Annotated in this window: 10 protein-coding genes; all 10 read right to left on the bottom strand. The window is 46.5% G+C overall.

The window, feature by feature from the left end; all coding sequences use genetic code 11:
- Nucleotides 1-292 precede the first annotated feature (292 nt).
- Nucleotides 293-1,645: a PTS sugar transporter subunit IIC gene (locus AC2JF6_RS04385; protein ID WP_500729567.1), complete on the bottom strand. Its 1,353-nt coding sequence runs from the start codon at nt 1,643-1,645 to the stop codon at nt 293-295.
- Nucleotides 1,646-1,960: 315 nt separating this feature from the next.
- Nucleotides 1,961-3,286, bottom strand: coding sequence for an alpha-L-fucosidase (locus AC2JF6_RS04380; RefSeq protein WP_500729566.1), 1,326 nt, complete (start codon nt 3,284-3,286; stop codon nt 1,961-1,963).
- The gene (locus tag AC2JF6_RS04375) at nt 3,279-4,262 is read right to left on the bottom strand and encodes a LacI family DNA-binding transcriptional regulator (RefSeq protein ID WP_500729565.1); all 984 of its coding nucleotides are present in this window, start codon (nt 4,260-4,262) and stop codon (nt 3,279-3,281) included. Before AC2JF6_RS04375 ends, AC2JF6_RS04380 begins: the two co-directional genes overlap by 8 nt.
- A gap of 2 nt (nt 4,263-4,264) precedes the next feature.
- Entirely contained in the window at nt 4,265-5,134 is an 870-nt protein-coding gene (locus AC2JF6_RS04370; RefSeq protein ID WP_500729564.1) for an ROK family protein, read from the bottom strand.
- A 22-nt stretch (nt 5,135-5,156) separates the two neighbouring features.
- Nucleotides 5,157-6,536 carry a glycoside hydrolase family 1 protein gene (locus AC2JF6_RS04365; protein WP_500729563.1) on the bottom strand — a complete coding sequence of 460 codons (1,380 nt, stop codon included), beginning with the start codon at nt 6,534-6,536 and terminating at the stop codon, nt 5,157-5,159.
- 159 nt (nt 6,537-6,695) lie between these two features.
- Nucleotides 6,696-8,261 (bottom strand): SLAP domain-containing protein, encoded by a 1,566-nt coding sequence (locus AC2JF6_RS04360; RefSeq protein ID WP_500729562.1) that lies wholly within the window; start codon nt 8,259-8,261, stop codon nt 6,696-6,698.
- 148 nt (nt 8,262-8,409) lie between these two features.
- On the bottom strand, nt 8,410-9,753 hold the full coding sequence (locus tag AC2JF6_RS04355) for an MFS transporter (RefSeq protein WP_500729561.1): 1,344 nt from the start codon (nt 9,751-9,753) through the stop codon (nt 8,410-8,412).
- Between the two features lie 100 nt (nt 9,754-9,853).
- Entirely contained in the window at nt 9,854-11,239 is a 1,386-nt protein-coding gene (glmU, locus tag AC2JF6_RS04350) for a bifunctional UDP-N-acetylglucosamine diphosphorylase/glucosamine-1-phosphate N-acetyltransferase GlmU (RefSeq protein WP_500729560.1), read from the bottom strand.
- Between the two features lie 61 nt (nt 11,240-11,300).
- Nucleotides 11,301-12,131 carry a pur operon repressor gene (purR, locus tag AC2JF6_RS04345; RefSeq protein WP_500729559.1) on the bottom strand — a complete coding sequence of 277 codons (831 nt, stop codon included), beginning with the start codon at nt 12,129-12,131 and terminating at the stop codon, nt 11,301-11,303.
- Between the two features lie 120 nt (nt 12,132-12,251).
- The gene (locus AC2JF6_RS04340; RefSeq protein WP_500729557.1) at nt 12,252-12,497 is read right to left on the bottom strand and encodes a Veg family protein; all 246 of its coding nucleotides are present in this window, start codon (nt 12,495-12,497) and stop codon (nt 12,252-12,254) included.
- Nucleotides 12,498-12,550: the final 53 nt, after the last annotated feature.

Here is a 12,550-nt window from a genome sequence, read left to right as displayed (position 1 = left end):
AATATTTTATGCTGTTTTTGTAATTTTTCTTTTCCTTCTAGAATTTTGCGCCCTTATTTGCCCTTGAGCAATTGCACCAACCGGACGCACATCCACTAATTTAATCCAGCAGCTGTTCCATTTTTTGAACGCAAAAATAAACCGGCTAACACTGTTGGTTAACCGGTTTATAATTATTGTGCGCTATTAATTGCTTTACGATTTTGATACTTTAGCCATTTCTGCTTAGATTAAATTATAATAATACCATTATTGAGGAAGAAGTTATATAAGCAGCAAAGCGTCAGTAGTCTTAAGAATTCATCCCCTCCTCTTTTATTTCATTTTCTAATTTAAGACCCTTATTGCTTGCCATGACAAATGGCAAATATAGAAAGATATCTAGAATAAATAATAATAATGACAAAATAGTTGCCGGAATATCACCTGCCGTGGTTACCCATGCAGTCAAAACAGGTGGAATCGTCCAAACCGGGATAACCACGCTTTTTGCGACTAAGCCCAAAACCGTTAGGGGATATGCAATTGCAAGATTGATTAAGGGTACGAAAAGAAAAGGAATAACAAAGTAAGGATTCATTACTACTGGCATACCGAACATAATAGGTTCAGAAACATTGAAGATACTTGGCAGCAACCCCAACTTTGCTACATCGCGGTAATCTTTGCGTTTGGAAGCAATAAAAATAGCAATCAAAAACGGCAAAATTGCTCCCGTGCCACCTAATAAAGTATACATGCCAATCCACGGGTTAGTCACAATGTTAGGTACCACTTTATGTGCCGCAAAGGCCGCAACATTTTGTTGAATCGCCGCAAGCATAGGTGGAGAGGTAACTGAAGCAACAATGTTTTGACCGTGCAAGCCAAAGAACCAAAGAAACTGCGTAACGAACTGGATGACGAATAGGCCAACCCAGGATTCCATTGCTGCCTGCAGTGGTTTCGAAATAATTGTTTGAATTAGATCTGGGAAAGACTGGTGGAAAATTTGTACGTATGCAAAGCCAAGCACGGCAAAAACGATTACCACTAAAGACTCAGGAATCAATGAGTTGAAAGACTGTGCTACTGCAGGTGGAACACCTTCCGGCATCTTAATCCGCAATTTTTTTGCTTTATAAAAAAACAGTAGTAATTCGGTGCTTAAAATTGCAGCAATCAGTCCGACAAACATGCCACCCGAAGAGGTCAATGCTTGTGTATATACTCCTCCTACCGTCACACTCTTAGTCGTACCAGCAACAACCGCCTGATTATTAAGCGGAAACAGAATTAGGGCTGTCGCCACACTTAAAATACCAGCATGAATTGGGCTAATTTCATTGGAAGCGATTCGACCATCAGCAATATAACTATTTAACAATCTGTAACCAATAATAAAAGTAACAAAAATAGTCATAAAACCCATGGTACCATTGTTAACCATAGTTCCCATTTCTGTCAGCTTAGCTGCATAAGGAAAAGCTTTCAATACGGCTGGATTATTTAAGACCAACGAATTTAACAAAACAAAGATTGAATTAACCATAATAATCGGCGTAATGTCAACAAAGGCATCACGAATAGATACCAAATGTCGCTGATTACCGATTTTTGCAGCTAGTGGCAGAACTAGCTTATTAATTTTATCGGAAACATTCATATTTACTCCTTTACTTAATCTAATAGCCTATTACCTATAAAACGGTATTAATAGGCTAACTAGCAAAAGAAAAGCTTTTAACTTAATATCTTTTGCCTTCTTAAGTCAACTATTTGAAACGTTTCAATAAATATATTATACATCGTTTTTGTAAACGTTTCAATAATGAATAGGCCTTTTAGCAATATTTTTTGAAAGCACTTTTTTGTTGAGTCAGCAAACCAGCAAAAACTAGTTATCCACCAAGTAAAAAAGCAGACAAACGCTCAAAATAGTGTTTATCTGCTTAATTTGTATTGTAGTCAGACTTTATTGTCATTTAACTTTGATTTTTAAAGCCGCAATGGGAAAACTGGTTGTAGGCAGGTCAACTGTCTCGTCGGAAGTTTGCAGTCGATTACCTGTTTCTAAATCAATCACATACCGGGGCAGCACGCCCAAGTCGCTAAGCCTGATTTTTTTGCCGCCGTCTTTTTGGGCAAAGAACAAGTAATAATTATCATTCTTCTTGGTCAAGCCGAGATTTTCGCCTGCATATTCTGGACATCCCCGTGTGCCATAAACAGCTTCACCAAAAACATTTAGCCACGAACCCAATTTTTTCATTATGTTCAATGCGGGTTCTGGCAAATCACCATCGGGCTTGGGCCCCACTCCTAAAATAACGTTGCCGCCCAGCGTGACAACCCGCACAATGCTTTTCAATATTTCGTCAAAATTCTTATATTGATCATTAGGAACGTAACCCCAATTTTGGGCCAGCGTAATATTGCTTTCCCAGACCTTCTTCGGTGGAATCGCCGGTATCTTTTGCTCGGGGGTAACATAATTTTCATACTTGCCCCCAATCGTTCTATCAACAATCAGGGTATCCGCCTTTACCGACCAAATTTTTTGGGCAATTTCCGCCATTGGCAAAAATTCATGGTGTTCACTGTTTACCCAACCAGCATCTAACCATAAGATATCAATTGGCCCGTAATTTTGGCATATTTCGAGCAGCTGCTGCTCAACAAAATTCTGAAACTTATGCCACAACAATGGCTTTTTCTTGGGGTCATAGCTGGCATATCTGCCTTTGGGGTCAGACCCCGGTTCCCAATAGAACGGACAGTGCCAGTCGGCCTTAGAATAATAAGCGCCCACCGCAATATTTTCTTTTCTAAAGGCCTCATTCACATACCTTAAAATATCGGCGTGCGGATTACTGCGAAAAGCCGAGCCTGCGCCGGTAATCTTGTAATCACTATATTTTGTGTCGTACATGTTAAACCCGTCGTGGTGTTTAGTCGTGAAAAGCATGTATTTAAACCCAGCTGCTTTAGCCGCTCTGGCCCACTCAGCCGGGTTAAACTTGACCGGGTTGAATTGCTGGTTCAGGTTCCAGTAATCGTGCCGCAGCGTTTTTAAATCCTTGCGCCATGCGCCATGCTTGCGCGCCCACTCATCTTCTTTGGACAATTGCCAAGATTCGACAATTCCGGCTTGCGAGTACAGCCCCCAGTGAAAAATAATACCCAATTTTTGATCCTGAAACCACTCCAGCTTATTGCGGATTGGCCCGGGCATTTCCTGATACTCTTCCTGTTGAGCGGCCAGATTTTCAACAATGTCCTGCCTGCTTGGGGCTTTTTTAGTCATTTTTTAGTTCCTCCTGCCAGAAAATCTTGTCCTGTACAAAGACCCTGTTCGATACCTCTTGCTGCTTAAGCAACTTCAAAATAGTCTCTGCAGCATTTTCTGCTATCGTATCGACGGGCTGCTTTATTAGCGTAATCGGCAAGCGCATGTTTTGGAACATGTGGGAATAGCCAAAGCCCGCAACGGCAATATCTTGTCCGACAACTTTGCCATAGTCGCGCACCCCCTGTATTACCTGAATTGAATTGGAATAGTTGGTTACGAAGATTGAATCGTAGCCCTTTTTGATCAATACGGGGACAGCTTGGTAGGCTTCATTCGTACCATAATCAACGTAAGTAGCATATTCTGGCAAAAACTTTTTTGAAACCGACTTGAATGCCGCATTAATACCCGCTAGACGCTGCTGCAAGACATAATCACTTTCGGTCGGAATTATAAAAGCCGTCTTCTTGCGTTTAAGGAGCATCCTTTTAACCACTTCCCGGGCTGCTGTCTGGTCTGCACTCAGTATTTCGGGTACAGCCTCGTCCTTTAATGAGGCTTCGACCGACACAACCGGCACATTTAATTGTCCTACTTTCTGAACAGCTTCCCACTCAGGCTCAGCCTTCAAGATTATTAACGCGTCAACCGACCTTTCAATCAGCTTGTGCAGCTTATACTTAAATATTTGCTCGTTATTCCGGTGACTAGTTAAAAGCAAAAAGTACCCCGCCTTGTCAAACAATTGTTCTAATTTAGCTAGCAGCTGTGAACTATACAGGTTATTCATGTTATCGACTAATACACCCACCGAAAACGATTTGTTCATCTTCAACGACTTAGCCGTCTGATTTGGAATATAGTTAAGTTCTTCGATTGCCTTTTTGATTTTTTCCTGGTTTGCGGCCTTTAGCTGGTAGCCGTTCAAATAGCGCGATACCGACCCCACCGATACGCCCGCTTGGTTGGCGATGTCCTTGATCGTAACCATGTTTATTTCCCCTTTTTCGCATACTCTGTCAGATAATTATAGGCAGCGCCATAAAGATTAGCCGCATTATGATATTGGCATGGCCTCACTTCCGGCATGATCTCTCCAACTTGACTTTGCATAAGGAGTTGTCGCAGGCGCTCTGCCAGTCCTGCGCTAAATCCCGGATGAGCAGAAACGCCACCTCCGATGACAATTGCATCAAAATCGAAAGCCACTTGGAGATTATACAGCGCCAAGGCAATGCTATCACTAACTTGATTAATTAAGGCCCGGGCTATTTGATCACCATGCGCAGCCAGTGCAAATAACCTTTTGCCGTCAACTTTGGCATTATTTTTTTGCCGTTCATACTGGGAAGATGCTTTGACGATTGTCGAATGCGCGCTTAGAATCGGACCGTCTGCTTCTTTCATCAGACCAAACTCACCGCCAAAAAGGTGGCTGCCCTTATATAAAATCTTATTAATAAAAATTGCACCGCCAATCCCGGTACCAACGACGACAAAGGCTACATTACGAAACTCTTTACCGGCACCGATGTTAACTTCACACAGTCCTGCACAGTTGGCATCATTTTCAATAGTGACGGGCACTGAAAATTCATTTTTTAGCTCTTTAAAGATTTGTCGTTGGTGCAGGTATGGCACCGCACTAATTCCCCGAATTATTCCCTTTTTACTATCCACAGCACCCGGTGCACTGATTGCAATGCCCGTTATTTCTTGCCCATCAACCCGGCGGTGCATCAGCGCAAGCAGCCCTGCAAACGTTGCAGGCGTTGCCCATTCAGTTTGCTTTGTTAGTTTGTTCCCGGTAAAATACCCGGTTTTGACCATGGTTCCACCAATATCAAAAACTGCTAATTTCATTGACTATCCCTTCAATTTTTGGTTATCCTAAATCGCTACCGTTGCTTTCAATTACCCGTTTAAACCACCAGTAGCTTTTTTTAGGAGTCCGCTTTAAGTCGCGCACGTCAGTGTTGGTTCGGTTTACATATACCATGCCATAACGCTTGTCCATATTACCCGCTGAACTAGGAATATCGATTAAACCCCAAACAAGGTACCCTAGAACAGGCACCCCGTCTATTAGCATTGCATTTTTCAATGCCTGGATGTGGGCACGATGATAAGCGATGCGCCCATTGTCGCAAATTTCTTTGGCAGTCGCTTCTTCTTCCCTGAGGCCAATCCCATTTTCAATGGGAAAAAGCGGCAGGTGGTACTGGTTGTACGTTTTAGTCAAAATATCGCGAAAACCACTTGGATCAATTGACCAACCCCATTCATTCACCCGCAAAAAAGGGTTTTCCTTTGTGCCAAACTGCAGATAATAATTCGGCAAGGTACCTTCAGGAACTAGAGTGCTGCTAATGGTCGTGCTTTGATAGTAACTAAAGGCAATGAAATCACTCTTCATCTGACCAATCGTCATCATATCTTTAGGGAGCACGTCCACTTTTATTTTGTGGCTTTTGACACAATTAATTACTTCGGTTGAATACCGACCAAAAACAAAGGCATCCAGCAGATTCTTATTCATAAACTCATCAATTTGACGCGCATACTGAATATCCTTAGGCAGCGGCGAGACCGGGTAGACCTCACTATATGCCAGCATGCCGCCAATTTTGCAGTCTGTTGTTGCATGTAGGTAGTTGGCTACTTCAGCGTGAGCCAGCATGATGTGGTGGCTAATTGTATATAATTCGCCAGTCGTTTCTCCTCCTTTAAGGTAACCCGATATCTTAAAAGCCCCCGGCATAAAATATAAGTTTTGTTCATTAAAGGTTATCCAGTATTTGACACGGTCACCAAATAAATCAATCATCTTCTTGCCATACCGCACAAAAGCTTCAACTACATGGCGACTAATGAATCCATTATACTTCTGCGCCAAGCCAAGCGGCATATCAAAGTGGTAAAGGCAAACCATTGGTTCAATATTGCGTTTTAATAATTCATCGATTAAATCTGAATAAAATTTGATTCCTGCAGGATTAAATTCGCCGTCTCCCGTAGGGTTTACCCTGCTCCAAGAAATTTGAAAGCGATAAAAATTGACTCCCTGCTGTGCTAGCAGATCCAAGTCTTCGGGATAACGGTGATAGTCGTCAATCGCCACGTCCCAAATTGAAGAGCCATCACTGCTTCTGTAGGTATCATAAACTGATGGACCCTTACCACCTTCGTGAACAGCGCCCTCCGTTTGCATACTCGATGTTGAATTGCCCCAAAAGAAATTCTTTGGCAATACTTCCTTGGCCATTTCTATACCTCATTCTATAATATTATTGAAACGTTTCAATAATATTATAGAAAATAAAAGCATTTATGTAAAGGTCTGCACCAAAATGCTTAATCTTTTTAGCAAAAATAAAAGCCCTACCCGCATAGGTAAGACTTATTAATGCTTTTACTATCTCTATTACTTGGCTGGTGTTGTTATCGTCGTTGCAACCGGCGCCGCAACTGATGCGTAGTCGCTGATGTTCAGCGTCTGCTGAAAACCATTTGCGCTGCTAATCGTCAAAGACGCGTTGTTGTTGCTGAACTGCACGGTGCTCTTGTCCACGCCGTTGGCGGTTGCCGCCACCTGTGCAATCTGATCGGCTTCACTCATCGTCAGGTTCTTCAGGTCTTGGACGATAACCTTCTTGCCGCTAAGCGCTGCCTTGGCCGTGGTAATCTTGGCCAGTGCGGCGTTAATCTGGCTGACGGTGGCGGTGGCAGAATTTATCTGCGTGCCGGTCGCAACTGCAGCGTCATAGGCAGCGCGCAGGCTTGGGGCAGACAACTTGTATGCGTCGCTTGCTTTAACCTTGCTGTCTTCCGCCAAGGCATCCTGCAGGCCCTTCTTATCCGTTGCGGAAGCAATCACCGTGTCATTCCGGGCACCCTCCGGCGTGTTGACCGGGGAAAGCTTGGCGCCACTGATTGTTGCGATGTCGTCGTCTTTGAGGTAGCCGTTTTTGTCGCTCTGCAGCTTGTAGAAGAGTTCTGCCTTGTTGTCCGTTTCAACCCAGATGTAGCGCATCTCGGAAATACGCGCCCGGTGGCCCTTGGCAAAGGTCTTGGTCGACTGCACGACGCCCTTGCTGTTGTAAACATGGGCATCCCGTGCCAGTGTTGCCATAGTGACCGTCTGATCGACAACGGGCGCAGAATTAGCCGGCTTCAGCTGCTTGCCGGTAATGACGCCAACGTTGTTCTTCTTCACCCACTGGTCATCGCCCGGGTAATTGCTGTCATTAATGCGGTAGAATAGTTTTTTGCCGATGTACTTCAGCTTGTCTACCTGGATCTGCTCGCCCACGCGCAGCAATTTCTTCTGTGAGTGGCCCGCACCGTCAAAGATGTAGGCGTTATGGCTTAGCGTGATGACGGTGGGATCATTTTGGTTATCAGCGGGGCCATCATCCTTCACCGGCTTGCTGTTGACCGGTTTCAGCTTGGCACCCGTGATTTTGCCCACATTAGCCGCCTTGATAAACTGGTTGGTCTGACCGCTGATTCTGTAATACAATTTTTTGCCAATGTAGGTCGCCTGGTCGAAGGTAACGGTTTTGCCCTTCTTCACCTTCTTCTTGGCAGTCTTGCCCTTAGCGTTGTAAATGTATGCGTTGTGCGTAATCTTGGCCGTTGCCGTAGTCGCTTTGACCACCTTCTTGCCGTCCACAAAACCAACGTTGGCAGCCTTGACGAAGGCGCCACCGCCCAGGTCATAGTAATCCTTCTTGCCGATGGTCGTCTTGCCCTTGTACTTCAGGGTCTGGCCCTTGCCAATCTTGGTGTTTGCGGCGCTGCCCATGTAGGTCTTCAGGCGCTTGCCGTTCTTGTCAAAAACGTATGCGTTGTGACTAAGCTTGATTGTGCCCTTCTGTGAAGCCTTATTAGCAGCGTGCACCAATAGCGGCTGGCTCGCACTGATCACTGGACTTGCGCCAATCAAGGCAGCTGTCGACACCATCATCAATTTATGACTTAACTTCATTTTGATTCCTACCTCGTTACAAAATTTAACTGCAATTAACTACAATACCCTTATTGTATACTAAAACCACGGTTTAACAACTTCTGCCGGGAATATTACTGATTTTTAATATTCTTAAATGATTGTTAAATATTCGTAATAACCAGAACTATTTTGCTGCTTCCCGGCGCATCCTGGCCTCGCTAACTGCCGTGTAAACCAAGAAAATAATTGCAGCAAAAGCGGCAACGTACAGGATTGTGTTGCTTGCAACCCAGCCGAAGCGATTGACCAGAACGCCAATCAGGGCAGTGGCCAGGGTTTCGCCAAAAATATACTGGAAGAAGCCCATGAAACCGGTCGAGGCCCCGACCGCAAACTTGGGCACAACCTCGTTAACCATCAGACCAACCAGCGTCAGCGGGGCGTATATCAGGTTGCCCATAATGATCAAGGCTGCGATAATCAACGTGTGGTTGGTGCTGAAGAAATAGCAGGTCAGACAGATCAAGGTGCCAATAACGCAGGCAATCGAAACCAGCGCACGGCGGCCCTTCAGTGCATCCGAAATGGCACCGATGATAATTACGCCCGGCACCGAGGCCAATTCAAAGATGCCGATGACCCACTTGGCCGCGGCCGGATCGAAGCCCTTGTTTTGCACGAGGTAGGACGGAATCCAGCTTTGGATGCCGTAGCGGACCAAATAGAGCGCCATTGAGGTCAGCGTCACAGCCCAGACCAGCTTGTTCTTCAGGATATACTTAACAAAAATCTGCCCAACGCTCAAGTCAGACTGATCGGACGTCGAAACCTGACCATTGTCCAAAACAACCTTGTCGCCCGTATAGGTTGAGATGTCGGGCAGGCCGACAACCCGCGGCCGGTCCGCACCCAAAAGCAGAATCAAGATACAGATGACAAAAGAAATTGCGGACGCGGTGTAGAACACGGCCGGAATTGATCCTGCAAACAGGAAAACCGCCAATTGCACAATCGCCACGCAGATAAAGGAGCCGGCATTGTGGGCCGATGACCAAATCGAATACATCGTCCCCCGCATTCTCGGCCCCCACCAGAGCTGAATCATCTTTTGGCAGGCCGCAGCACCCATCCCCTGCGTGACCGCCATCAAAAACATGAGCAGCATCATCAGGTACAGGTTGTGCGTCGAACCCAACAAGATATTCAAAACCGCCGACAGGAAAAGCCCGAGCATCAGGTAGCGGTTAGAGTCGCACTTGTCCGCCAAAACGCCCATGAACAATTTGGCTACGCCATAGCCGATGCCGAAGCAGGACAGGATTAAGCCAACGTCAGAGGTGGTAAAATGGTAGGCCTTCATGATGTCGTTCTGCTCGGTTGTGAACACCAACCGGATGATATAGTAACCGATGTAGCCGATGCACGTGGCGAGCAGCACGCCCAATTGGCGCCACTTATACGTGCTGGCCACTTTTTCTGGGGCTACCATTTTGGTCGCATCGGGCTGTTTCATGACCCATTTAAACAATTTTATCCACTCCTTTAAAATAACGCCGCCACGGCAAGGCTGCCGCGGTGCGCTGCAACGAAAAAGTCCCAGAATTGCTCCAGAACTTTTGTGCTTTTTTTTACTTCCAACTATCGTCCTGCGCAAGCGGCAGCTTGTGCCAGTAACCAGGCTTGTTGACCTGACGGCCACGGGCAATCGCCATGTCGTAGCGCGCGACGTCCTTGGTAATCGTCGAATCAGCGGCAACAAACGCGTGGTCCGCAATATTCACCGGTGCCACGAGGGTTGCGCCCGAGCCGATGAAGGAATGGTCGCCGACGTTTGTGTGGTCCTTCTTGACGCCATCGTAATTGGCAAAAATTGTGCCGCAGCCGACGTTAACGTCGCGCCCCAGCGTAGCATCGCCAACGTAAGTCAAGTGGCCCACCTTTGAGTTGACGCCAATCTCGGCGTTCTTAACCTCAACAAAGTTGCCAATATGCGCGCCTTCACGGATCACGGCCTGCGGCCGCAAGTGGGAGTTGGGACCAACGTCCGAATGGTCATCCATCACGGCTTCTTCAAGCGTTGACGACGTCACCGTCACGCCCCGCCCGATTTTAGAATCAACAATTCTGGAACCGGACGTAATCAGACAGCCTGAACCGATTTCCGTCTTGCCCTTGATGACCACGTTGCCCTCGATTTGGGTGTCGCTGTCAATTTTGACGTCGGCATCGATGTAGGCCGTCGCTGGGTCCACAAAGGACACGCCGTTAGCCATGTGCCGCTCGTTAATTCGCCTCTGCATGATTTTGGTGGCCTGGGCCAGCGCAATCCGGTCGTTAACGCCGATGCTTTCGCTGTAGTCATGCATCTTGTAGGCACCAATCCGGTGACCACCATTGCGCAGGATTTCCAGCACATCAGTCAGGTAGTATTCACCCTGGGCGTTGTGGTTAGTGACCCGCTTCAGTGCATTAAAAAGCTGCTTGTTGTCAAAACAAAATACGCCCGTGTTGATTTCAGTGACCATTAATTCCTCCGGATTGCCGTCTTTTTGCTCAACAATCCGCAAGACATTATCCTGTTCGTCGCGGATAATGCGGCCATAGCCGGTAGGGTTAGGGGCCTGTGCGGTCAGAACCGTGGCGGCGTTGCCCCTTTTTTGGTGATACTCAAACAACTTCTGGAAGGTCGCACTGGTAAACAGCGGGGTGTCCCCGGTGATAACAAGGGTCGCCCCCTCTTCACCAGCCAACTGCGTCTTGGTCGTCAAGACGGCGTCACCGGTGCCCAGCTGTTTTTTCTGGGTAACAAATTCCGACTTGCCCGCTAACACCCGCTCGACTTCCTCGGCCCCTGTGCTAACCACGGTGACGATCTTATCGGGATTAATTGCCTGAGCAGCCTCAACTACGTACTCAACCATCGATTTGCCGCAAACTTCGTGTAAAACCTTATAAAGCTTGGACTTCATCCGCGTGCCCTTGCCGGCGGCAAGGACGACTACAAACTTTTTCATTCAATTCAGCCTCTTTATATACTATTAATTACATTCATATTTAAGTATATCATTTTATCGGTTAAAAGCGGCCAAAATCTGTGTGTGCAACGATCGTTCCCGGTTCGGCCAGGATGACCTGCTTCTTGCCGTCCACCCGCTTGATCTTGACCAGTGACAGGTGGCCCTCAATCAGCTTCACGTCGTCAAAGTCGGCCTCGCACAACACGCAGATGCCGGCAATGTTGCCGTTGAATTCCTTCACCAGCTGCTGCATGCCGGTTAAGGTCCCGCCCGCCATCATGAAGTCGTCTACCAGCAGCACGTTGGACTTTTCCGTCAAAACCCGGGTTGGCAGCTCCATCTTCGACACCCGGTCGAGTGATGAGGAAATATAATTGACCGAAACCGTCGCGCCCTCGGTCACCTTGGACCGCTTGCGGGCAATGATGAAGGGTACGTTCAGGTAACGCGCAACAGCCTGGGCCAGGGCGATCCCTTTGGTCTCAATCGTCATCACGACATCAATGTTTGAATAAGCGTAGCGCGTAGCAATTATCTTGCCAATCTTATCCAGATCCTGGGGACTGCCCAAGATGTCGGACAGGTAGACAAAGCCCCCGGCCAAAATCCGCTTAGGGTCTTCAATGCGGGCAGCCAGGTCCGCCAGGTACTTTTGTGCGTGCTTCTTGCCCCAAAAAGGAATATAGCGCACGCCCCCGGCAGCGCCAGCCACCGTCTCCAAAATACCATCCTGGTTGCCGGCAAGCGTGTGCTTCAATATCGTCAGGTCTTCAGAAATCGATGACTTGGCGGCGCCGTAACGCTTTGCAAAAACCGGCAGCGGAATTAGATCATGCGGCCGTTCCATTAAATATTTAGTCATATCCGCCAATCGCTCTGAACGTTTCATAAATTATCCCCTCTAATGTTTGTCTTTTTGCCTGTTATTACTATACACTGAACCAGCAAAAAAGGCACTAACAATTTTAAAATGTTAGCACCTTATATGCTCTTCTAATTGTGCTTTGGACTATTCAGCTACATCATCAAATTTTAACGTAATATTCTTGGTCAACAAGTCCGTGTAGCTATAAGAAACGTGCTTAAAGTTATTCTGGTCTTGGTCCAAGTCAACTACAAAAACCGCTGGGAAGGTTTCCTTCAAAATTCCCCGTCTTCTAGTAACCTTCTTGCGTCCAGCCCGTGCGACGACCGTCAAGGAATCACCTAAATGTGAATCCAGCTTGTGTTTAATGGTAATAATCGATGTTGGCAATGATAACAGCTCCTTTAGCTGTAATTTTACCATATTTCAATTAAATTATCAAC

The organism is Lactobacillus sp. XV13L, from assembly GCF_059900875.1.
Note: the sequence above shows the minus strand (reverse complement) of the source record. Positions and strands in the feature narration are given on the sequence as shown.

Bases quoted from the DNA above. Each gene is read 5' to 3' on its own strand.
- AC2JF6_RS04360 (WP_500729562.1), bottom strand. From the start codon at position 8,261: ATGAAGTTAAGTCATAAATTGATGATGGTGTCGACAGCTGCCTTGATT.
- AC2JF6_RS04375 (WP_500729565.1), bottom strand. From the start codon at position 4,262: ATGGTTACGATCAAGGACATCGCCAACCAAGCGGGCGTATCGGTGGGG.
- glmU (WP_500729560.1), bottom strand. From the start codon at position 11,239: ATGAAAAAGTTTGTAGTCGTCCTTGCCGCCGGCAAGGGCACGCGGATG.
- AC2JF6_RS04365 (WP_500729563.1), bottom strand. From the start codon at position 6,536: ATGGCCAAGGAAGTATTGCCAAAGAATTTCTTTTGGGGCAATTCAACA.
- purR (WP_500729559.1), bottom strand. From the start codon at position 12,131: ATGAAACGTTCAGAGCGATTGGCGGATATGACTAAATATTTAATGGAA.
- AC2JF6_RS04380 (WP_500729566.1), bottom strand. From the start codon at position 3,286: ATGACTAAAAAAGCCCCAAGCAGGCAGGACATTGTTGAAAATCTGGCC.
- AC2JF6_RS04370 (WP_500729564.1), bottom strand. From the start codon at position 5,134: ATGAAATTAGCAGTTTTTGATATTGGTGGAACCATGGTCAAAACCGGG.
- AC2JF6_RS04385 (WP_500729567.1), bottom strand. From the start codon at position 1,645: ATGAATGTTTCCGATAAAATTAATAAGCTAGTTCTGCCACTAGCTGCA.